Source organism: Lacrimispora amygdalina (assembly GCF_003432035.1).
In the GTDB taxonomy this organism is placed as follows: Bacteria; Bacillota; Clostridia; order Lachnospirales; family Lachnospiraceae; genus Lacrimispora; species Lacrimispora amygdalina.
The window spans coordinates 109,464-132,223 of record NZ_QOHO01000002.1 but is presented as its reverse complement, the minus strand read 5'-3'; the positions used below and the strand labels follow the sequence as shown (position 1 = coordinate 132,223).

General features: G+C 42.5%; 19 protein-coding genes. All 19 read left to right on the top strand.

Annotation, left to right across the window (positions count from 1 at the left end; translation table 11 throughout):
* Positions 1-302 precede the first annotated feature (302 nt).
* The 19 genes from DS742_RS00625 (at position 303) to DS742_RS00535 (ending at position 22,609) form a co-directional block, all read left to right on the top strand.
* Positions 303-1,790 carry a sulfatase family protein gene (locus DS742_RS00625; RefSeq protein WP_117415098.1) on the top strand — a complete coding sequence of 496 codons (1,488 nt, stop codon included), beginning with the start codon at positions 303-305 and terminating at the stop codon, positions 1,788-1,790.
* Positions 1,791-1,815: 25 nt separating this feature from the next.
* Entirely contained in the window at positions 1,816-2,058 is a 243-nt protein-coding gene (locus DS742_RS00620; protein ID WP_117415110.1) for a polya polymerase, read from the top strand.
* A gap of 42 nt (positions 2,059-2,100) precedes the next feature.
* On the top strand, positions 2,101-3,249 hold the full coding sequence (locus tag DS742_RS00615; RefSeq protein ID WP_117415097.1) for a class II fructose-bisphosphate aldolase: 1,149 nt from the start codon (positions 2,101-2,103) through the stop codon (positions 3,247-3,249).
* Positions 3,250-3,264: 15 nt separating this feature from the next.
* Positions 3,265-4,098 (top strand): triose-phosphate isomerase family protein, encoded by an 834-nt coding sequence (locus tag DS742_RS00610; protein ID WP_117415096.1) that lies wholly within the window; start codon positions 3,265-3,267, stop codon positions 4,096-4,098.
* 32 nt (positions 4,099-4,130) lie between these two features.
* Positions 4,131-5,603: a lactate racemase domain-containing protein gene (locus DS742_RS00605; RefSeq protein ID WP_117415095.1), complete on the top strand. Its 1,473-nt coding sequence runs from the start codon at positions 4,131-4,133 to the stop codon at positions 5,601-5,603.
* 34 nt (positions 5,604-5,637) lie between these two features.
* Positions 5,638-6,756, top strand: a complete 1,119-nt coding sequence (locus DS742_RS00600) for a carbohydrate kinase family protein (protein WP_170313321.1) — start codon at positions 5,638-5,640, stop codon at positions 6,754-6,756.
* Positions 6,757-6,786: 30 nt separating this feature from the next.
* Positions 6,787-7,623, top strand: a complete 837-nt coding sequence (larC, locus tag DS742_RS00595) for a nickel pincer cofactor biosynthesis protein LarC (RefSeq protein ID WP_117415093.1) — start codon at positions 6,787-6,789, stop codon at positions 7,621-7,623.
* A gap of 42 nt (positions 7,624-7,665) precedes the next feature.
* Positions 7,666-8,460, top strand: coding sequence for a sulfite exporter TauE/SafE family protein (locus tag DS742_RS00590; RefSeq protein WP_117415092.1), 795 nt, complete (start codon positions 7,666-7,668; stop codon positions 8,458-8,460).
* Between the two features lie 22 nt (positions 8,461-8,482).
* Positions 8,483-9,592, top strand: a complete 1,110-nt coding sequence (locus tag DS742_RS00585) for an anaerobic sulfatase maturase (RefSeq protein ID WP_117415091.1) — start codon at positions 8,483-8,485, stop codon at positions 9,590-9,592.
* A gap of 125 nt (positions 9,593-9,717) precedes the next feature.
* Complete coding sequence (locus DS742_RS00580) at positions 9,718-9,930, top strand: hypothetical protein (RefSeq protein WP_117415090.1); 213 nt, start codon at positions 9,718-9,720, stop codon at positions 9,928-9,930.
* Between the two features lie 122 nt (positions 9,931-10,052).
* Positions 10,053-11,588 (top strand): DUF5605 domain-containing protein, encoded by a 1,536-nt coding sequence (locus DS742_RS00575; RefSeq protein ID WP_117415089.1) that lies wholly within the window; start codon positions 10,053-10,055, stop codon positions 11,586-11,588.
* 121 nt (positions 11,589-11,709) lie between these two features.
* Positions 11,710-12,687 carry a LacI family DNA-binding transcriptional regulator gene (locus DS742_RS00570; RefSeq protein ID WP_117415088.1) on the top strand — a complete coding sequence of 326 codons (978 nt, stop codon included), beginning with the start codon at positions 11,710-11,712 and terminating at the stop codon, positions 12,685-12,687.
* 313 nt (positions 12,688-13,000) lie between these two features.
* A complete protein-coding gene (locus DS742_RS00565) occupies positions 13,001-14,362 on the top strand; it encodes an ABC transporter substrate-binding protein (protein WP_117415087.1) in 1,362 nt (453 codons plus the stop codon).
* Positions 14,363-14,384: 22 nt separating this feature from the next.
* A complete protein-coding gene (locus tag DS742_RS00560) occupies positions 14,385-15,266 on the top strand; it encodes a carbohydrate ABC transporter permease (RefSeq protein ID WP_117415086.1) in 882 nt (293 codons plus the stop codon).
* A complete protein-coding gene (locus DS742_RS00555; protein ID WP_117415085.1) occupies positions 15,266-16,132 on the top strand; it encodes a carbohydrate ABC transporter permease in 867 nt (288 codons plus the stop codon). Before DS742_RS00560 ends, DS742_RS00555 begins: the two co-directional genes overlap by 1 nt.
* A gap of 79 nt (positions 16,133-16,211) precedes the next feature.
* Complete coding sequence (locus DS742_RS00550) at positions 16,212-17,876, top strand: glycoside hydrolase family 32 protein (protein WP_117415084.1); 1,665 nt, start codon at positions 16,212-16,214, stop codon at positions 17,874-17,876.
* Positions 17,877-19,295: a sucrose phosphorylase gene (gtfA, locus tag DS742_RS00545; RefSeq protein WP_117415083.1), complete on the top strand. Its 1,419-nt coding sequence runs from the start codon at positions 17,877-17,879 to the stop codon at positions 19,293-19,295.
* A gap of 84 nt (positions 19,296-19,379) precedes the next feature.
* A complete protein-coding gene (locus DS742_RS00540; RefSeq protein ID WP_117415082.1) occupies positions 19,380-19,868 on the top strand; it encodes an HD domain-containing protein in 489 nt (162 codons plus the stop codon).
* Between the two features lie 398 nt (positions 19,869-20,266).
* The gene (locus tag DS742_RS00535) at positions 20,267-22,609 is read left to right on the top strand and encodes a helix-turn-helix transcriptional regulator (RefSeq protein WP_117415081.1); all 2,343 of its coding nucleotides are present in this window, start codon (positions 20,267-20,269) and stop codon (positions 22,607-22,609) included.
* Positions 22,610-22,760 lie beyond the last annotated feature (151 nt).

Here is a 22,760-nt window from a genome sequence, read left to right as displayed (position 1 = left end):
CAATCAAATGGTAAATCACCATGAAGCTCCACAGTTCCCACAGGGATAAAAATAACATCTCTGCCGCGGTCTAAATACTCCTCAACTTCAACATTTCTCATCTTATTTAAAATATGTGTTTTCATATTTCCTCCAGGGCTGTTTAACAATAATTAAATGATTTAATATTCATAATAGCAGAATAATTAAGAAAATACAAGTTTTAGAAAATATTTGTTGACAGTAGATATTGAAATTATTCCGTTCTGATGATATAATAAATTAAATTAATTAAAAAATAGAACGGAAGGAAAAATAACATTATGATGGACGTTTTACTCTACATGTCAGATCAGCATTCCTACAATTTGCAGGGGTATGCCGGAAACAATATAGTAAGAACTCCAAACTTAGATCGCATTGCCAGGGAAGGGACAGCGCTCACAAATGCATATACGGCATGTCCGTTGTGTGTACCGGCCCGTGCGTCCATGATTTCAGGAAAGCTTCCCAGCAACAATGGTGTTTTGTTTAATTTTAACTCGATTAACTCTGACAGCGCTACGTTTCTTCACAGTCTGACTGTATCCGGTTATGAGACGGTTCTTTGCGGCCGCATGCATTTTGTGGGACCGGATCAGCGACATGGTTATGCAAAGCGTATCGCAAAGGAGCGGACTCCTGTTTTTCACAACAATGTTCCAAAAACAAAGGAGGAAATAGAAAACAAATCAAAAGTAACGGGATTTGATGAGAACAGCTCACTCTACTATATAGGCGGGGGGGATTCTCCTGTTCTTGCCTATGACCGCTATGTTGTAGGTGAAGCACTGGAATACTTAAACCAGGAACATGAAAGACCGCAGTTTATCACAGTGGGTACGTATGGCCCGCATTTTCCGTATGTTGCTCCTGAGGAACTTTATGAGTATTACTATGACAAAGTCAGCCTGGAGGATGTTTCAGAAACCTATCAGGGGCACCCGGCTCTTGACGGTAAGTTCCAGGAGGCAGATCCGGAAGTGGCCAGAGCAGCGCGTGCGGCTTATTACGGTCTGGTCGAGCAGCAGGACCGGCATATTGGTACGGTATATCAGGCATTTAAAGAATATTTAAAACGTACCGGGCATGAAGGTATATTTATTTATGTATCCGACCATGGCGACATGAATGGTACACATGGTTATTACGGCAAGCAGGTATTTTATGAACCATCTGCCCACATTCCATTCTTAATACAGGGGGATGGAATTCCAGCCGGACGTACCATTGACAGTCCTGTCAGCCTTTTAGATATAGGACCGACTGTCTGTGGTCTGACTGGTGCGGAGATTTTAGAGGGGGATGGAAAAGATATTTCTGCCCAGATTCTGGAAAGCAGCCAGGACGAAGACAGAATGGTGATTAGTGAGCTATACAGCTACCTGAGTAATGGAGAAACATCTTTGGGAAGGCTGGTCCGTTTCAGACAGTGGAAGTACTTTACTTATTCGGGCTTCCCAGAGGATGATGTGCTCTATGATCTGGAACACGATCCCAATGAAGATCATAATGTAATCGGCCGGTTTCCTGAGATTGCAGAAAAGCTCAGGCACAAGGCTGATTCCTATAAGAGCTATGATGAGGTGATGGAGCATGAAAACTGGGTGATGAAGCAGCTTCGCATCCTGATGAAGTGTGATTTCGATAACCCGGATGAGAGATGGATTCCATCTGGGCTTCAGGAACTTGATAATCCGGTTAAAAGCAAAAAACCTTTTCAGCCGACACCCTGGGCAACGCAGATGAGGAAACGGCTGAATGATATATAATCACAAAATAAGGGAGGGAATTACAATGAGAGTAAAACAGATTAAAGATATCGATGCTTTTTTTAAGGCGCTGGCGACCTGTCAGGGCAGAGTGGAACTGATTACAGATGATAAGGATGTACTTAATTTAGCATCAAAGCTGACGCAGTTTATAGGTCTTACCAGAGTATTCAGCAATCCGGAAATAGAATCCTATGAAATTGTCTGTTACAACGGAGAAGACTATCAGAAAATTAAAGAATATTTAGTACCGGCAGATCAGATATAAAAACACTTAAAATAAGATGAACAGTTGAAAGGGGAAAAAACTATGCCAATCATACCATTAAGACCTCTCTTGGAGGCAACCGACAAATATCAGTTTGCACAGGGCGCTTTCAATGTAAACGCAGTATCCCAGATCAAAGCAGCAATTGAGGTACATGAAATGTTAAGAAGTCCGGTCATATTACAGGGGGCAGATTTAGCCAACGGTTTTATGGGCGGAAGAACTGATTTTTTAAACTCAACCATTGAGGATAAACGCATTGGTGCAAAGAATATCGGAGCTGCCGTTCATAAATACGGCGCATATTCTCCGGTTCCGATTGTACTGCATTTAGACCACGGAAAAGATTTTGACTCAGTAAAAGCGGCGATCGACGGTGGTTATACTTCGGTTATGATTGATGGTTCGTCCCTTCCATTTGATGAGAATGTGGAATTGACCCGTGAGGTTGTAAAATATGCCCATGAACGCGGTGTAACGGTTGAAGGAGAGCTGGGGGTTCTGGCCGGAGTGGAAGATCATGTATTTTCCGATGCATCTACTTACACCAATCCGATGAAGGCAATTGAATTCTTCAGAAAAACGGAGGCTGACTGTCTGGCTATTTCTTACGGAACCATGCATGGAGCTGTAAAAGGAAAGAATGTAAAGCTTCGGAAAGAAATTGTTATTGCAATCAAAGAATGCTTAAGACACGAAAAAATATTTGGAGTATTAGTATCCCACGGCTCATCAACCGTTCCAAAATATATCGTAGATCAAATCAATGCCCTCGGCGGAGAGATCACCAATGCAGACGGAATATCAGTAAACGAAATTAAACAGGCAATTGCATGCGGAATCGGCAAAATCAATGTTGATACAGATTTACGTCTGGCTGTAACAAGAAATTTACGGGAATATTTTTATCATCACCCGGATAAGAAAAACAGCCCTTCCGTCGGAAAAATATATGAACTGCTGGAGGAGAAGAAATCGGCATTTGATCCCAGAGTTTTCCTGACCCCTATCATGGATACTGTGATGAAGGGAATTGAAACGGATGACGACATACGAACACTGGGAGAGAGCATCGAACAGGGCGTAAAGGAAGTTGTAGGAACCCTGATTGTTGAGTTCGGTTCTGTAGGCAAGGCATCTTTGGTTGAGCAGCTGACAACTGATGATATGATCAGAAAATATAGAAAGTAATCGGAAAGGAATACCATGAAGCATATTTTTTTGAATTTAAAACGATTTGATATTCCCAGGGAATACAGCGGGGTAAACAGCATTGCCAGGCCATGTGAATGGGGATCCTATATCGTTAATAAAGTGCAGGAAGAATTAAAACAGTATAACAAAGATGATGTGGAATTTGTGATGTATATGCCGGAAGCACATATTATCAATGCTGTAAACGAAAGAAAAGATGATTCCAACCTTAAAATAGGATGTCAGAGCGTGTTTCGTGAGGATACCGCACCAGGAGGAAATTTTGGCGCATTCACCACCCAGAGAACCGGTAATTCCATGAAAGCAATTGGCTGTGACAGCACAATCATCGGTCATTTTGAAGAAAGAAAGGACAAGTCAGGCATTTTGTCCGAAGCAGGAGTGACTGACTCTGATGCAGTGAACCGGATTTTAAACAGGGAGATCAAGGCAGCAATCCAGGCAGGACTGGACGTGCTTTACTGCATCGGTGAGACGGCAGACCAGCAGGAAAACTGGAAGGAAGTTCTTAAAAGACAGCTGGTCATCGGATTAGATGGAGTGGATATCAGTAAAGTAGCAGTCGCCTATGAGCCTGTATGGGCCATCGGACCTGGAAAAACACCGCCTGACAGAGAATATATCAGAAAGATAGCCTGCTTTATCAAAGAGGTGAAAAACGGGATTGCGGTAACTTACGGCGGAGGGCTTAAAACGGACAATGCCGGAATGCTCGCCTCTATACCTGAAATTGACGGAGGACTCATAGCACTCACAAGATTTTCGGGAGAGATCGGTTTTTACCCGGAGGAATATCTTGAGATAATTCGTACATATTTAGGATAGATAAAAATTCGTTATGAAAGTGAGGAATCGAAATGAAATTACAGTTTGAATATGGACATGGTTTTGTAAATGCCGAATTACCGGACAGCACAGATGTATTTATACCAGGAGAAACAGTGGCGGATCCGCCTTATATACCGGAGGACCAGCTTGAGGCAAAGACTCTTGAATCCATCCGTAATCCCATTGGTATGGAGCCGTTAACGAAGCTGGCAAAAAAGGGATCAAAGGTAACAATTATTTTTCCCGACAGGGTAAAAGGCGGGGAACAGGCAACTGCCCACCGTAAGATTTCAATAAAATTAATTCTTCAGGAATTGTACAGCGCAGGAGTGGAAAAGAAAGACATTCTTTTAATCTGCTCCAATGGCCTGCACAGAAAAAACACCAAGGAAGAGATCTACAATATCCTTGGAAAGGAATTATTCCATGAATTCTGGTTTACTCATCAGATTATCAATCACGACAGCGAGGATTATGATCACCTGGTTGACTTAGGCGTTACAGACCGGGGAGATCCGGTCATCATGAATAAATATGTGTATGACAGTGATGTGGCAATCCTGATCGGGCATACCCAGGGCAATCCTTACGGTGGTTATTCCGGCGGATATAAGCATTGTTCTACCGGTATTACCCATTGGAAGTCCATTGGTTCCCATCATGTTCCTGAGGTTATGCACCGGGATGATTTTGTTCCTGTCAGCGGGAAATCCTTGATGAGATCCAAGTTTGATGAGATTGGCGAGCATATGGAAAAATGTATGGGCAAGAAGTTCTTTTGCTGTGATGCAGTGCTTGATACCTACTCCAGACAAATTGAAATTAACAGCGGTTACGCAAAAGAGATGCAGCCGGTTTCCTGGAAAGCAGCGGATAAAAGAACCTATGTACCATTTGCTGAGAAAAAATATGACGTTATGATCTTTGGTATGCCCCAGTTTTTCCATTATGGAGATGGTATGGGAACGAATCCGATCATGCTGATGCAGGCACTTTCTGCGCAGGTGATCCGTCATAAGAGAGTCATGAGCGACAAGTGTGTCATTATCTGTGCATCAACCTGCAATGGTTATTTCCATGATGAGTTATGGCCTTATACCAGAGAAATGTATGAGATGTTCCAGACAGATCATATGAATACACTCCCTGACATGAACCGCCTTGGGGAATATTTTGCGACGAATGAGGAGTATATCAGGAAGTACCGCTATACTAACGCATTTCACCCGTTCCACGGCTTTTCCATGATTTCCTGCGGACATCTGGCAGAGAAGAATACGTCAGCCATTTACATCGTGGGTGCAGAACAGCCAGGATATGCCAGAGGAATGGGATTAAAGACAAGAGCTACGATTGAGGAAGCGCTTGCTGATGCAAAACTCAAATATGTGGGAGCCAATCCAAATATTCTGGCTCTGCCAAAAACATTTAAAACAGCAGCCGTTCATCTTATGATGAAGGATGAAGTATACACCGGAGATAACATGTATCATCATCACTAACAGATTAAAACTTGGAATAAGGATTGGTGGCTTAATGCAGCGTAGTAAATGGGTTACGATTGAAGAAGAGATTTTAGAGACGTATATACGGAATCTTAGCGGAGAAATTGTTCTCGGAATTGATGGGTTTATTGATCAGGTATGGCAGGTAGTTGAAACAAGAACACCGGATAATCACTGCATCCTGATTGATAAGATGCAGGAGTTCGGAAATCTGATTGTCAGCCGCAGGGAAGGCGGTATGGCAAATGAGCTGATTAAAAAAAGGCGGAGTTATGGTGGGTTTACTGCCAATACGGGAAAAGCTCTGGGAAATATGGATTTGTCAACGACCCTGATTGGAATGTATGGAAAAGAAGAAATTGATAAGATATTTCATGATCTGAAAGAGAAGTGTAATTTAATATCCGTTGGAGATCCCGTAGTCAGTACAATTCTTGAATTCACTGACGGGAAAATCATGATGCCTAATTTAGACGAGCTGCTGAAATTTACATGGAATGATTTCCTCAGCATCATCGGACAGGATCAATTACAGAAGATATTATTAAACGCTGATATTGTATCATTGGGATACTGGTCCAACATGCCTGATTTTGACACGTTTATAACGAAACTCAATGAGGATTATTTCCATACAGACCGGCCAAGGCGGTTGTTCTTTGATTTTGCAAATATCAAGAAACGAAGTGTGGAGGCGATTAACTCCACTTTCCGGGTTTTAGAAAAAATAAATGATAAAATTCCCGTAAGTCTCAGCTTAAATGAACATGAAGCAGTTATATTGTTCTCTTATTATGACCGGAATTTTTCTGATGACTGTGAAGCGGTTGCCAGGGACACGGAATATTTAAGAAACATCATAGGGCTTGATGAGCTGATTATACACACGCCCCAATATGCTGTTTTATCTTCCAAAACAGAGGGAATGGAGTTATTAGAGCAGGATTACTGCGCGGCGCCTGTAATAACTACGGGAGCCGGTGATACATTTAACGGCGGATACATTGCCGCCTGCCTGGGTAATCTGAAAGCTGCACAACGTCTTGCCATAGCAAATGCAGCCACCAGATTTTATATAAGCAACAGTCATACGCCTGACAGGCAGGAGCTGATTTCAGAGATAAAACGGATTAAAAAAGTTTTAAGCTGAAGTTTTTGAAACAAAAGGAAGGTAACAGGTATGGACAATATATTATATTTGGATTGCACTTCCGGAATCAGCGGGGATATGTTTGTCGCTTCCCTGCTGGATTTGGGAGCTGACAGGGAGGTTATGCAAAAAGCATTAGACAGCCTTCTGGTTCATGGGTTTGAAGTGAAAATAAGCAGAGTGGAAAAATCAGGACGTAATGCATGTGATTTTTGTGTTGTTTTAGATGAAAAGCATGAAAACCATGATCATGACATGCAGTATCTTCACGGCAAAGCAGAAGGGCATTCCCATAAGGAAGCAGCCCATCACGACCATGAGTGCAGGGGAATTATTGAAATAAATGAAATTATTGAAAAAGCTGATATGACACCGGGGGCAAGAGCGCTGGCTGGAAAGATATTTTCAATTCTGGCAGAAGCGGAAGCAAAGGCCCATCAGGTTCCGGTAGAAAAGGTACACTTTCATGAGGTGGGGGCAGTTGATTCCATAGCGGATATCGTTGCGGCGGCGGTCTGTTTTGACAATCTGGGAATAAAAAGAACGATCATTCCCCAGATATGCGATGGAACGGGCACGATACGCTGCCGTCACGGGCTGCTGCCTGTTCCGGTGCCGGCGGTGAAAAATATTGATCTGGCACATAAGCTGAATCTTCATATAACAGATGTGGAGGGAGAATTAGTTACTCCGACGGGGGCCGCGATTGCCGCTGCAATCCGTACTGATGAACAATTGCCAGATCATTTTACCATAAGAAGGACCGGTTTGGGAGCGGGAAAGAGAACTTACAAATGTCCGGGTATCTTAAGCGCTGCCTTTATTACGGAAGATGAAACAGCGTACAACAGCCAGTTGCCAGGTTAAGAAAAAATCATCATAAAATAAAAATGGAGTCGGTGGAAAATTATGAAGCTGCATGAATACATATTGTTTGGACTGATTGGTTTAAGTGCTTCCACAGCAGGGGCGGTCTGCGGAATAGGAGGCGGGGTGATTATAAAGCCGCTTTTAGATGCATTTGGTTTGCTGAGCGTGGAAGCCATAAGCTTTCTTTCCGGATGTACAGTGCTTGCCATGGCCTGCTTTTCTGTGATAAAATCAATTTCAAGCGGAGATTCTTCTGTTGATAAAACAATTGGTACGCCTTTGGCAGTCGGTGCAGCAGCAGGAGGTGTGGCAGGAAAAATATTGTTCCATATGGTTGCCAGCAGTTTTAGTGACCGGAACAGGGTGGGTTCCGTACAGGCAGTCTGTCTTTTGCTTATTACAATAGGAACATTAATTTATACGATAAAGAAAGACCGTATTAAAACCCATGATATCAAAAATAAGGGGATTTGTATCATCATCGGATTTGTCCTGGGTATTTTCTCTTCCTTTCTTGGGATCGGAGGAGGACCCATTAACCTGGTGGTACTGTTTTATTTCTTTTCCATGGATACGAAAACAGCTGCCCAGAATTCCCTGTATATTATTCTGTTTTCCCAGGCAGCAAGTCTTGTCAATTCCATCGCAGCAGGTCAGATACCGGAATTCAGTTTTCTGCTCCTTGCTGTTATGGTACTCAGCGGAATTGCAGGAGGAGCAATTGGAAGAAAGGTCTGCAAAAGACTCAGTGAGATTACAGTGAATAAACTTTTTATTATTTTGATGGCAGAAATCATGATGATTTGCTGTTATAATATCTATCAGTTATCTTAAATGGCAAGGAGGAAACGGTTGTATGCCGCCAGTGAATTTACTGATAAAACCAGCTTCCGGACTGTGCAATATGGAATGTGATTACTGCTTTTATTGCGATGAGGCAGAAAAGAGAAAGCAGGCTTCTTATGGATTTATGTCAAAAGAGACCTTAGCCAATGTAATACGTAAGGCACTTTCTTATGGAGAGCAGAGTGTTGGGATTGCATTCCAGGGAGGAGAACCAACTCTTTGCGGAATTGATTTTTTTGAAGAGGCAGTCCGGTGTGTAAAACAGTACAATGGAAAGAATTTAAAGATTGAATATGCCCTTCAGACCAATGGATACGCAATTACGGAGGAATGGTGCGAATTCTTTAAAAAAAACCACTTTCTTGTAGGCTTATCCGTTGATGGTATGGAAGCGACCCATGATAAGTACAGGCACAGCAAAAGCGGAGAAGGAACATACCAGAAGGTTCTCCATGCTGCCAGGCTTATGAAGAAAAGCGGTGTGGATTTTAACATACTCACAGTGGTAAACAGGGAAACAGCAGAAAATATCGTACCCATTTACAAGGAATATAAGAAAAATGGATGGGATTATTTACAGTTTATTGCCTGCCTGGACCCCCTTGGGGAAACCCGCGGGCAAAGAGAATATTCCCTTACCCCAAAGGCATACGGTGAGTTTCTGGTCAAGCTTTTTCAACTTTGGTATAAGGACTGGAAGCGGGGAAAACAGCCCTATATCAGACAGTTTGAAAACTATATCGGCATTATGCTTAAGTATGAACCGGAATCCTGTGAACAGAGAGGCGTATGCGGGATCCAGTACGTGGTGGAGGCGGACGGAGGTGTCTATCCCTGCGATTTTTATGTTCTGGATGAGTTTAGGCTGGGAAATCTAAATCAGGATACAATGGCAAAAATCCAGGAAAGAAGATCAGAGATTGGCTTTATTGAGCGTTCCCAGAATCATTCTGAAGAATGCAGGCAGTGCCGCTGGTTTTCTCTTTGCCGCGGTGGATGCTACCGCTGCAGGGAGGGCGTGAAGGATAATTATTTCTGCGAAAGTTACCGGATGCTGTTTGAGAGCTGCTTTGCACAGATGGAGGAAATCAGCCGGTTTCTGTTTACAACCCGGTATTAGGTGTATTGCTGGTCATATAATTTATTTAAAGTTCCATATTTTTTAAAGAATATCTGTGGTTTATGATTTTGTCTGTATATTTTCCGGGTGAATACAGAAACTAATGTCACACAGGAGGTAAGATTATGGCAAAAGCAGGAATGAGAAGACCGAGTCCTTATGATCCCAAGAACCATGGAACAGAAAATCACGAAAAGATGCATCGTCCAAAGAATGAACAGGCCAGGGTTCCCGAGATTCAGGGGGCTGCTAAAAACAGCAGTGAAAAAGCAGGTCCCATCAACGCTCCAAACTGGGCGAGAGACGATTACAAAACAGGAAATAAGCGTGAGGACTGATATGTATGTGACAAAACGAGGCATTTGAGAAGGTGCCTCGTTTTTGGTATAATAAATTGTTTGGTGTATTGCCATACGTTATACAATAGAATATAATTTGATAAAACGTATAGGAGACTGACATGGCAGAATTTATACAAAAACTTGAAAAATGGGATACCTGGGAAATTACCTGTCCCGGTCACACCGATAAAAATCCATTTGTGGATTATAAGATCCAGGGAACCTTCACCGGCGCTTATGAATGCAAAACTGTGGATGGCTTTTACGATGGAGACGGGAACTATGTGGTCCGGTTTATGCCTTCCTTTGAGGGAAAATATAAATTTTTAGTAAGCGGAAGTTTTTCTGAGAAAATCTTGGAAGGAACCTTTGAAGTGCTTCCGGCTTCCGGCGATAATCATGGACCTGTCCGTGTTGCCAATACATATCATTTTGCCTATGAAGACGGGGTTCCTTATTATTCCATTGGAACGACCTGCTATGTATGGGAGCTGCAATCGGAAGAATTACAGAAACAGACACTGGATACTCTTAAGAAAAGCGCATTTAACAAGATTCGTTTCTGCATTTTACCAAAACATTATGATTACAATTTAAATGAACCGGTATCTTATCCATACATAGGAACACCCTGTGACAGCACAAAATTAACCAGTGATAATTTTCAGCTGTTTAATGGAAGAGCGGAGGGAAACCGGTGGGATTATACCCGCTTTAACCCGGAACATTTCCGGCATATTGAAGAGTGTATCAGACAGTTAAGAGAATTGTCCATCGAAGCAGATTTGATCGTTATGCATCCCTATGACAGGTGGGGATTCAGTCTTATGAGCAGGGAACAGGACGAATTGTACTGGAACTATGTGATTGCCAGATTCGCTGCATACAGGAATGTCTGGTGGTCACTTGCCAATGAATACGATCTTATGCCACAGAAGTCGGTGGAGGACTGGGAAAATTTTGCAGCGATCATCTGCAGAAAGGATAAGTACAATCATTTAAGATCCATTCATAACTGCAGGCCTTTTTATGATTATTCCAGACCATGGGTCACCCACTGCAGCATACAGAGACAGGATATCTATAAGACGGCTGAATACGTGGATGAATGGAGAGAAAGGTATAAAAAGCCGGTAGTACTGGATGAAATAGCCTATGAAGGAAACATCCAGCATGGCTGGGGGAATATCAGCGGTAAGGAACTGGTGCGCAGATTCTGGGAAGCCAGCTTAAGAGGTGGATACGCCGGTCATGGAGAGACTTACATGAATCCGGATGGGATACTGTGGTGGTCCCACGGCGGCGTTTTACGCGGAGAAAGTCCTGACAGGCTGAAATTTTTGTATCGGATATTATCAGAAACACCGGGCTGTGGGCTCATGCCGTTAAAACAGGCCTGGGACGAGGTATGTGCAACCGTTGAGGGCGTCAGCTCCATGCTATTGAAAATTAAAAGCTATTATCTGTACTACTATGGATTTAACAGGCCTTCCTTCCGGGAATTTTACTTTGATGACACAACGGAATTTGATGTGGAAGTCATTGATACGTGGGATATGGAAATTCAGGACAGGGGAATATTTAAAGGGAAATTCAGAGTGGAACTGCCGGGGAAGGAATATATGGCGGTCCGCATCAGGAAGCATCAGGCTTAGAGACTGCAGGGAAAGAAATATAGTCTGGACGGGGATTATACTGGACCATAGCCGGGCGATATGGTATACTGAATCCAAAATTTGATTTTAAGAATAATGGACAGCAGGAGGAGATTGACCAATGGCAACTCTTAAAGATGTGGCCGAACGGGCAGGAGTTACGGTCACTACTGTCTCGAGAGTCATTAATAACCGGGGCTATATCAGTGAGCAGACGAGAAAAAAGGTTTATGAGGTCATGAAGGAGCTGAATTATCAGCCCAATGAACTGGCACGGTCTCTCTCCATGCAGAGAACCAATACCATCGGGATCATTGTCCCTCACATTGTGCATCCGTACTTTGCCAAGCTTATCAGCAACTTAGAGAGTGCAGCCGCCAATAAAGGCTATAAGATATTGCTGTGCAATTCAAAAGAAAAGAATGAAAAGGAACTAGAATACATCCAGATGTTTAAAAGCAACCGGGTATCCGGGATTGTACTCTGCAGCAGAAACGTTGATATTCAAGAGATGAAGAATCAGGACATCCCTGTCATTACCATAGAACGTAATTTAGAAGCAGGAACGGTGGGAATCCAGTGTGACAATTACCAGGGGGGATGTCTGGCGACGGAACACTTAATATCCTGCGGCTGTAAGAATCTGCTTCATTTAAGCGGAATCAAGAATGAAAACATGCCTGCAGATGCGAGAGCGGAAGGATTTATAGCCGTATGTGAGAAATACGGAGTGCGCCACCGGGAAGTAATGGCGACCAGCACGATTTACAATACTCTGGACTATCATGAGCATATCAGAAAGGCCATTGAGGCGGATCCTGGTGTGGACGGCATATTTGCAAGCAGTGATTTAATTGCAGCCCAGACCATTCAGATCTGCGCTGAGATGAGTATTTCCATACCGGGACAGATCCGGCTGGTTGGGTTTGATGATGTGGATATTGCCAGGCTGACAACTCCCACCATTACCACCATCAGACAGCCGGTTAAGGAGATGGCGGAATGGGCCATTGAATTTATACAGAGAAGTCTGGATCACGAAGCGGTTCCGGAACAGTTCAAACTGCCGGTTTCTCTTGTAAAAAGGAATTCGTCATAGATAGGAAAGACACTGGAAAGTGAGAAACCAGTGTCTTTTTTGTTGTGAAAAAGAGTGGAAAACATTATAAGCGATTGACCTATAAAAAAATTGCTTTATACCTGATAGTACAAATAGATAACGTGCAAAATATATTGAAAAATTAGTAAAAATGCACAAAAAACATTATATAAAATTTGTAGATAACACGAAAATATGTCAAGCGGTTGACATGAGGCCCGGAGAGGAATATACTCAGGGTACAGCATACGCAAAGACGCTTTCATAAGGAGGTATCATTTGCGGAAAATCAGAATATCAGGGAGGTATTGGAATGAAACGAAATCAGGTTCTTTCATTGGGACTGGCAGCTGTTATGGTGCTCTCTGCAGCAGGATGCAGCGGCGGGAGCAAGACACTTGAGGGGGACACAGGCAGTACAGCGAAACAAAGCGAGCAGGGCAGTAAGACAGAAGAGTCCAAAAGCGCAGGAGCTTCGGCAGGCGGAGTCACCATCACCATCTTGAATACCAAGGCGGGTATGGAGAAATTTTTTGAACCGGCATTTGAGGATTACAGGGAAAAGACCGGAGTGACAGTGGAGATGTCCTCTATCTCAGAGGGAGATTCTCCTTATGAGGCGATCCAGAAAAGATATGCAGCCGGAGATGCTCCTACACTTGCCATTATGGACTGCAACGATATTGTTGCTCTTGCAGAACAAAAAGCACTCCCGTTAGATGGGGAAAAATGGGTGGCTGACGGCGGAGACAAATACGGCGTAAAAGTAGGCGGAAAGCTGTATGGTTTCCCATTCAGCCTGGAAGGAAGAGGACTTCTGTTTAACAGAACTGCCATCGAAAAGACACTGGGCAGGAAGTTTGATGAAAAATCCATTCAGACACTTGATGATTTTAAGGCAGTCTGTGATGAACTGGTTGCTGCAGGTATGGAAAAACCGGTCTGCATATCCAAAGAGGACTGGTCACTGGGAGCCCACTACCTGGGACTTATGTATGAAGAGCAGGACGGAACTGCCAAAGGGGCAGAAGATTTCATCGGTTCGCTGAAGGACGGATCCGGAAAGCTGATTGACAATGCCAGATTTAACAGTCTGTTTGATACCTTTGATGTGCTGATGAAATATAACATCAACGGCAAAGATCCTCTGGCAGCAGACTATGACACAGATAATGCCTATTTTGCAGAAGGTGACGTGGCATTCTGGTTTAATGGCAACTGGGTATGGGAAGTTGTATCCGGATTTGCTGATTCCAGTTCCGAGTTCGGCATGCTTCCGGTTGTTCAGAACACAAAGGACGATAAATTCAATACTCTTGTCAATGCAGTTGGTTCCAAACAGATCATGATTGATAAAAACGCATCTCCGGAACAAATCCAGGCTGCCAAAGATTTTTTAAACTGGCTGGTATATGATAAGACAGCACAGGATATTGTGGCTAACCAGATTCTTGCAGTACCTTGCTTTAGCACCTTCGACGCTTCTCCTGACAATAAACTGGGGCAGGCATTAAAGGCATACGCAGATGCAGGACTGACATTTGACCAGTATAACGGTCTGCCGGGAGATCACTGGTCTGTATGCGGCGGCTTTGTACAGAAATATCTGGGAGGAAAAACAGACAGGGCAGGTCTTGCGGCCGATCTGGAAGGCTATTGGAAGTCTAAGAAATAAGAGACAGGGAAGGAACGCTTTTATGGAAAAAAATTCGATGTCCAATAAAATAAAAACATATATGATGTTTGCTGGTCCGGCAATGTTTTTCTTCTTTGCGGTCGTTATCATTCCATTTATCTATGGTGTTTATTTAACCTTTACCAACTGGGATGGAATTTCAGAGAAAAAGGAATTGACCGGAATCACCAACTACATAGCAGTATTTCAGGACAGGGGGTTTTGGTCTGCACTGCTGCTGACTTTGTCTTACGTTGCGATCAGTACCATCCTGGTGCAGGTGATTGCGTTTCTGCTGGCATATTTACTGACCAGCGGACTGAAAGGGCAGAACTTTTTCCGGGCAGGGTTTTTTACACCAAACTTAATCGGCGGAATTGTTTTGGGATTTATCTGGAAGTTTGTGTTTTCCAAAGCGTTTACAGCCTTTGGAGAGATGATTTCGGTACCGCTGTTTGAAAGTTCCTGGTTATCCGATCCCATAAAAGCGTTTTTTGCCTTAATCCTGGTTACCGTGTGGCAGTATTCGGGTTACATGATGCTGATTTACGTTGCAGGTTTTGTGGGTGTGCCCAAAGACTTAATGGAGGCTGCCAGCATTGACGGGTGTACCGATACGCAGCGGACGAGGCATATTGTGATACCGCTCATGGCGCAGTCATTTTCCATCTGTACATTTTTAACACTGACCAGATGCTTTATGGTATATGATTTAAACGTATCCTTAACAGGAGGGGAACCATACGGAAGCACCATTATGGCAGCTCTTCATGTATACCAGAAGGCGTTTAAATCCAAACAGTACGGGTTAGGTCAGGCGGAGGCACTGGTGCTTTTTGCGGTAGTTGCGGTGGTGGCTGTCACCCAGTATTATTTAAGCAGGAAGAAGGAGGTGGAAGCGTAATGGCGAAAGGGAAAACCGTGGTTGGCGGAAGAAAAGCAGTTTTCATGAACCTTATGAAACTGGTTTTATTAACGGTGGTGCTGGTTTTATACATGATTCCATTTTTCTTAATCCTGGTGAATTCGTTTAAAAGAAAGATTACCATCATAAAGAATCCTCTTATGCTGGCAGATCCAAAAGGTTTTTCATTTGATAACTATAGCTCGGCGTTTCGGGAGATGAACTATTTAAGAGCATTTGGCAATTCACTTCTGATCACGTTTGTCAGTGTGGCGTTTATCGTGCTGTTTGCGTCCATGGCAGCTTACTTCTTTGCCAGAAACAGGAATTTTGCAGCGAAGTTCAGCTTTTCACTGATTGTGGCAGCTATGGTCATTCCGTTTCAGACGATTATGATTCCCTTAATATCCATTTATGGGAACATGTTTGGAATGCTGAATATGAGGTCAACTCTGATTTTTATGAATATCGGATTTGGCATGGGGCTGGCAATCTTTATCTATTATGGTTTCATCCGTTCAGGAGTGCCCATTTCCCTGGAGGAAGCGGCCATTATCGATGGGTGCACCCCGTATCAGCTGTTTTTTAAAATCGTATTTCCTCTGCTGAAGCCGACTACCGCGACCTTGATTGTGCTTGATGTCTTATGGCTCTGGAACGATTACCTTCTTCCCAGCCTGATCCTTGGAAAGAAGAAATTATATACGCTGCCATTATCAACCTATACCTTTTATGGCACTTACTCCAGTGATTTGGGGAAAATCATGGCAGGTCTGGTGCTGACGATTCTGCCGGTTATTGTCATTTATTTAATTTTGCAGAAGCAGATTATCAGCGGTGTTGTGGCTGGAGCAGTAAAGGCGTAGGTAACAGCCCTGTGATTCCATATCGGGTGGCACAGGGCTTTTTAAAACAGAGGAAAAGACAAAAAGAGAGGGCCGCAGGTTGAAAAAGACTATCAGCATTACCGGAAGATATTTATGGATTCCCATCAATCCGGGAGCAAAAGATTCCATAGTATCTTTTTATTTTAAGGGTGAAAAGATTCAGGAAATGTGCATTGAAACAGGAGAGGAAGAGCCGTGTTTTTATGCATGGTTTGATGCAGCGGCTTATCAGGGGGCCGGTATGACCTTAGAAGGCGATTACAAAGAACGATGGTTTGATTATGTTGCGGTAAGGGATGAAAAACCTTGTAATCCGGGGAAAAGCAGGCCTCTTATTCATTATGCTCCGGAGTTTGGGTGGCTGAATGACCCAAATGGGCTGATTTATCACAATGGGGTATATCACATTTATCACCAGCATAATCCCTATGGGGTGAGATGGGAGAACATGCATTGGGCACATACCAGTACTCCTGATTTCCTGTCTTATACACAGACTGAGGACGTATTGTTTCCGGATGAGGAAGGACCGGTTTTTTCCGGAACAGCTATTCTGGATCACAACAATTGCCTGGGGCTTGGGGATGATGCCATTGCTTATTTTTATACTTCTGCGGGCGGGCGCAGCCACTGGTCAAAGGATCACTGTTTCACCCAGAAGATGGCAGTGAGTACGGATCATGGTAAGACTCTAAAAAGGCGGGCGGATTTTGTTCTGCCTCATATCATAGAGGAAAACAGAGATCCTAAGGTGTTTTATCACAAAGAAAGCAGCTCCTATATCATGGTACTTTACATTTCTGATGATACCTTTTATTTCTTCCGTTCCAAAGATTTGAATGAGTGGGAGAAAATACAGGAAATCACGGTACCTGGAATGTGGGAGTGTCCGGATTTCTTTCCGCTTGTCTGTGAGGAAGATGGTGTAAAAAAATGGGTTCTATGGTCTGCAGACGGGTATTATTGTCTCGGAGAATTTGACGGGCAGAGTTTTTTTACTCAGAAGAATAAAGAAGGAAAAGGGTTCGCCAGATATCAGCTTTATGACATAGTGATAGACGGCACAAATAAGGTTGACCGAAATTTTGTGAGGCCATACGCGGCGCAATCATTTCAGGAGACAGGAGACCGCATTTTACAGCTTAACTGGATTACCAGTATAAAAAAAGACAGGAATTATGCCGGTATGTTATCACTTCCTGGAGAACTTGGACTTATTTCAACTTCTGAAGGGTACCGGATCTGTATCAACCCTGCAAAGGAAATGGAAAAACTCAGGAGAGAGACGTTTGAAACAGTTCTTGAAACTGGAGAAGACCAGGCTTCTGGTCCATGTTCCGTCAGCCTTTATTCCGGTGAGGGGCAGGCGCTTGAGATGGAAATGGTTATCAGAGACGCCAGAGAGCCAGGTGATACAGGAGAGTCATATATCAAGCTGTCTGTATTTGAAACTCTGTTTTTCATTGATCTTTGCAGCCGTGAAATAACAGTGGGATCCCACAGGATTTTGCTGCCGGAAGAAAAAGAATATCATTTCAGGCTTTATGCGGATACGGATGTGTTTGAATTGTTTGTTTGCAAAGGCCTGACATACACTGTTACAGAAAATGAAAGCGATGGCGTCTCGGGCTCTGCAGAGATGGCGTATTGCGGGATCAGGGGAAGCATTCGGCTGCATGTGTTAAAGGGAATCAGGATAAGCGAAGAGATAGGAGTTGGATGAATGGAACTGAATAATAAAATAATGTTAATTACTTATGCGGACAGTCTGGGTAAGAATTTAAAGGAACTGGATACAGTGCTGCACACATATCTGAAGAATGAAGTGGGCGGTGTTCACATTCTTCCTTTTTTCCCTTCTTCTGCAGACAGAGGCTTTGCTCCTCTTTGCTATGATCAGGCAGCTGCAGAATTCGGAACTTTTGAAGATATAAAAAAGATCAGCAGGGACTATTACCTGATGTTCGATTTTATGGTCAATCATATTTCCAGAAGTTCTGTTTATTTTAAGGATTTTGAGGAAAAGAAGGAACTTTCCGCTTACAGGGATATGTTTATCCGCTATAAAGACTTCTGGGATCAGGGAGAACCGACCGAAGAAGAGGTGGACTTAATTTATAAACGAAAGCCCCGCGCCCCCTATACCGAGGTTCAATTTAAAAATGGGGATGTGGAGAAGGTATGGTGCACCTTTTGTGAGGAACAGATTGATTTGGATGTAAGAACTAAGACAACAAAGGAATTCATCCGGAAATCTTTATCCGGCATGTGCGAGAATGGAGCTTCCATCATTCGTCTGGATGCATTTGCCTATGCTGTGAAAAAGAAAAACACCAACTGTTTTTTTGTGGAACCGGATATCTGGGAACTGCTCCATGATATTCAGGATATTGTGTCCTCAAAAGGTGTGGATATCCTGCCTGAGATACATGAGCACTATACCATTCAGATGAAAATTGCAAAACAGGGATTCTGGATTTATGATTTTGCGCTTCCAGTGCTTGTTTTAAATGCGCTTTATACAGGAAACGGGACGTATTTGAAACGGTGGCTTGAGATGTCTCCGAAAAAGCAGTTTACCACGCTGGATACCCATGACGGAATCGGAATTGTGGATGCAAGAGACTTAATGCCTGATGAGGCGATTGAGGAGACGAAAGAAAAGATGTTTACCAAGGGAGCCAATGTGAAAAAGATATACAATACAGCGGCTTACAACAATCTGGATATTTATCAGGTAAACACGACCTATTATTCTGCGCTGGGTGACAGGGATGATGCATATCTCCTGGCAAGAGCCATTCAGTTTTTTGCTCCCGGAATACCCCAGGTGTATTATGTGGGTCTGCTTGCCGGATCAAACGATATTGAGCTGATGGAGAAGACAAAAAACGGCAGGGATATTAACCGCCACGGCTACAGTCTGGAAGAAATCGCCGGGGAGATGAACCGGCCTGTTGTGAAACGTCTTTTTGAGTTAATGCGTTTCAGAAACACCCACCCGGCGTTTGCATTAGATGGGAATATGGAGGTGAAGCTTAAAAAGGATCACCAGCTGACCATAATCCGTACCTGGGGTACCTTTTATGCTGCTCTAACGGCTGATTTAAAAAGCTTTGAATTCGACATCAGCCATAATTAAGGGATGCCGCAGGTTCTATGCGTTGACAAATGCCCTCCGCTTCAGTAAGATAATTGAAGAATAAGCAAGGAGGTCTCTTAACGGATGAATACCATAAACAGTGTGATTGCAAAGATGATGGATTATTACAAAGGTGACCCAAAGAGGATTCAGCATTTTATCAAAGTATACCAGTTTGGAAAGCTGATAGGAGAAGAAGAGGGACTTGATGCAAAGAAACAGCGGATTCTGGAAACAGCCTGTGTGGTTCATGATATCGGCATTAAGGCAAGCGAAGAAAAATATCACAGCAGCGCAGGCAATTACCAGGAACTGGAGGGACCTCCCATCGCAAGAAGCCTTCTTATGTCTTTTGATTATTCTCCGGAAGAGATTGACCGGATCTGCTGGCTGGTAGGTCACCATCATACATATAAAAACATAGAAGGGGCGGATTATCAGATTCTCGTGGAGGCTGATTTCCTTGTTAATGCATGGGAGGATGGGATGACCCGGGAGGCAGCTGAACGTGTCAGGAAGAAAATATTTGCAACAGAAACAGGAATCCGGATGTTTGATACCATGTATTTGTAAAAAACAGAAGACAGGATCTGTAACCGAAGACGCGTGCTATGCAGCTAACGGGATAAAAATAACTTTTAATTGAGAATTCTTAAGAATTGTATATAATAAAATAAGTATTGAATATACACGTTTGTATGATTTTATGTAATAATAGTGAATAAACGGATGGAAATCTGCTCGGGGATGTTATTACCATGCTGTGACAAAAGTTTTGACACTATCAATATAAAACAATAAACAGGGTTGTTGCATTATAGTAACAGGAAATAAGATGATAAGTGGCTGACTATTAAATAAGCGTTACGAAACAGTCATGAAATCCATTTCCTTTTCTTTATTTGCAGCACCCCTTTTTCATTTTTATTTGCATAAACATAAAAATAATATTTCCCATAAGGAGAACTGTTATGAAACAAAATGGAAAAAGAACTTTTAAATTATTCAGAAAATCCAGGGCCCATACCATTTTGTATCAATTTATGGTTACGTATTTTATTGTATTATTTATACCTTTATTGATCTGCAGCGGCTATTATATAAAAATGATTTCCGTAATCGGCAATGACGATATACAGGCGAGGAAAACAGAGTTAAAACATGCTGCAGTTTTAGTGGATACTATGCTTGATGAAGTCTCTTATCTGGGAGACAGTCTTGCTTCTAATACAGGTGTTAATTCCTTTAAGAGAATTTCTGCTGCTTTTGATGGTCCGAATTCCTATAAGGTTTATGAACTGCACACCATGCTTCCGGATCTATATGCCATTAATCAGTCCATATTTGACTATTTCATATTTTTTGATAAAAGTGAAACAGTAATAAATAAGCAGATTGCCTATACATACAAGGATTTTTATGATCTCTACCTGCATGAGGAAAAGTATGAAAGTTACGATGACTGGTACCGGTATATGAAAGAGGATCAAGTGATTTACGGATTAAGTCCGATGGAAGCTTATAAATACAAAACTAAGACGTCCTTAAATATGATTGCCTATACAAGGCCTATGATCTATGGGGATTATAACGGTAAAAGCAGGATACAGATCCTGTTTAAAGATACGGTGTTAGAAACCTTAATGCCTGCACGGGCTGATAATGGTATCCAGTTTATAAAAGATTTTCATGGCAGGCTGCTGTACTATAAAGCCCAGGGTGAGGCAAAAAAGGCAACCCCGGGGGATGTGAGCAGAGCGGTTGATACAGTCATGACCCAAATTATGAATCCTGAAAATCAGACAGTAATACTTGATAAAGAAAAATATCTGGTAATCCGGTATGCTTCAGATAAATCCGGACTGGAATATTATATGCTGCAGCCGATGGTGGCAGTCAACAGCAGGAGCATGTACAGCATATTCATGCTTGCTGTTTTTGTTTTTGCTGCGGTTACGGTGGGAATCCTGTTAAGCTATTATATGTCCAAGAAAAGTGCCACTCCCATAAATGATATTATGAAAGAAGTTTCCCAAAGCACGGAACGGTTTAAAGGGCATCAGGCAGTATTTTTAAGTTTAAAAGAGACTTTTAAACATCTGGTGAATACCAATACAGACATGGTAAGTGTAATTGAAAGCCAGAAACCGTTTTTGCGTAATGCTTTTTTAAACCGGTTGTTATACGGCAATTTCACTACGCAAGAGGATGCTTCCATAATCGCCCGCAATATTGGACTGCTTCACAGAGACAGGGTTTTTGGCATACTTATTTTCCGTTTTAATGCGGATATAGATAAGATTGTGGAAGATGATCTGAAACTGATTAACTCCTGTATCCTTTCATTAATTGAAGTATTGAAAGAGATACTTCCAGACAGCCTTTATACCAGTCTTGACGGAGATCAGGTAGTACTTTTGATGAGCATAGATAAGAAACGCAGAGAGTATTTTAAAGAAGAGGCAGAACAAAAGATCAGGATAATCAAGGAAGCCATGCCCTCCAATGTATCGGAGCAGTTCTTTGTATATGGCGGGAATGAAGTAGAGAGTCTGACAGAACTTAAGGATTCCTATAATAATGCAGTGTATATGTTCCAGAATGAGAATGGGCAGATTGATAATACCGTTATCTGGTATAAAAACAATTTTGTGAATATTCCTTCCTATCCTCCCCAGGATTTTTCGCTGAAGCTTATGCATTATGTAATGGCTGGGGATAGTGAGGGACTCCATGATGCGCTTGAGGAAATCATTAAGAAGTATTTTATTGAGAACAGCCTTCCGGTTTACCTCCAGCATATGCTTTTGAATGAATTGCAGACAGCATTATTCCGCATAATCCGCCGGATAGGCGCAGACGAGTCGGAATACCGTACTTATTATAATAAATTAGAAGAGAATAGTAATGCAACGCTTCTTAATCAGTTCACCCTCACCCTTAACCTGTACCGGACGGTATGTAAAGGTGTCGGTGACAAAAAGAAGCTTAAGGATACTTCCGCGATTACAGCTTCCATTGCTTCCTATATTGATATTAATTATGGTGACAAAAATCTGTCACTTACCGGTGTGGCTGATATATTCGGTATCAGTGAACCCTATTTATCCAGTATATTTAAGCAGTCCCTGGGAATTAATTTTTCTACCTACATGGAGGGGATAAGAATTGAAAAGGCAAAGGAACTTTTAGAAAAGACGAATTTGTCCATCGGTGAAATCTCCGACAATGTAGGTTATGGTTCGGCTAATTCTTTCTGCCGGGCTTTTAAAAGGGTAATGGGAACCAGTGCTTCCGGATACAGAAAAAAATAAAAGGGATATGAGGCCGCAGAAGCCTTGAAAACAGCGGGTTCTTAAAATATGAATAGTGGAGAAAAAGTATTGTATATATATTTTTAACCGTCAGTGTGCAATGATGAAAAAAAGAAAAGGAAGGGGTGAATGAATTGCAAATTCAAAAGAA

Coding starts and splice junctions, on each gene's coding strand:
- DS742_RS00625 (WP_117415098.1), top strand. CDS start 303: ATGATGGACGTTTTACTCTACATGTCAGATCAGCATTCCTACAATTTG.
- DS742_RS00620 (WP_117415110.1), top strand. CDS start 1,816: ATGAGAGTAAAACAGATTAAAGATATCGATGCTTTTTTTAAGGCGCTG.
- DS742_RS00615 (WP_117415097.1), top strand. CDS start 2,101: ATGCCAATCATACCATTAAGACCTCTCTTGGAGGCAACCGACAAATAT.
- DS742_RS00610 (WP_117415096.1), top strand. CDS start 3,265: ATGAAGCATATTTTTTTGAATTTAAAACGATTTGATATTCCCAGGGAA.
- DS742_RS00605 (WP_117415095.1), top strand. CDS start 4,131: ATGAAATTACAGTTTGAATATGGACATGGTTTTGTAAATGCCGAATTA.
- DS742_RS00600 (WP_170313321.1), top strand. CDS start 5,638: ATGCAGCGTAGTAAATGGGTTACGATTGAAGAAGAGATTTTAGAGACG.
- larC (WP_117415093.1), top strand. CDS start 6,787: ATGGACAATATATTATATTTGGATTGCACTTCCGGAATCAGCGGGGAT.
- DS742_RS00590 (WP_117415092.1), top strand. CDS start 7,666: ATGAAGCTGCATGAATACATATTGTTTGGACTGATTGGTTTAAGTGCT.
- DS742_RS00585 (WP_117415091.1), top strand. CDS start 8,483: ATGCCGCCAGTGAATTTACTGATAAAACCAGCTTCCGGACTGTGCAAT.
- DS742_RS00580 (WP_117415090.1), top strand. CDS start 9,718: ATGGCAAAAGCAGGAATGAGAAGACCGAGTCCTTATGATCCCAAGAAC.
- DS742_RS00575 (WP_117415089.1), top strand. CDS start 10,053: ATGGCAGAATTTATACAAAAACTTGAAAAATGGGATACCTGGGAAATT.
- DS742_RS00570 (WP_117415088.1), top strand. CDS start 11,710: ATGGCAACTCTTAAAGATGTGGCCGAACGGGCAGGAGTTACGGTCACT.
- DS742_RS00565 (WP_117415087.1), top strand. CDS start 13,001: ATGAAACGAAATCAGGTTCTTTCATTGGGACTGGCAGCTGTTATGGTG.
- DS742_RS00560 (WP_117415086.1), top strand. CDS start 14,385: ATGGAAAAAAATTCGATGTCCAATAAAATAAAAACATATATGATGTTT.
- DS742_RS00555 (WP_117415085.1), top strand. CDS start 15,266: ATGGCGAAAGGGAAAACCGTGGTTGGCGGAAGAAAAGCAGTTTTCATG.
- gtfA (WP_117415083.1), top strand. CDS start 17,877: ATGGAACTGAATAATAAAATAATGTTAATTACTTATGCGGACAGTCTG.
- DS742_RS00540 (WP_117415082.1), top strand. CDS start 19,380: ATGAATACCATAAACAGTGTGATTGCAAAGATGATGGATTATTACAAA.
- DS742_RS00535 (WP_117415081.1), top strand. CDS start 20,267: ATGAAACAAAATGGAAAAAGAACTTTTAAATTATTCAGAAAATCCAGG.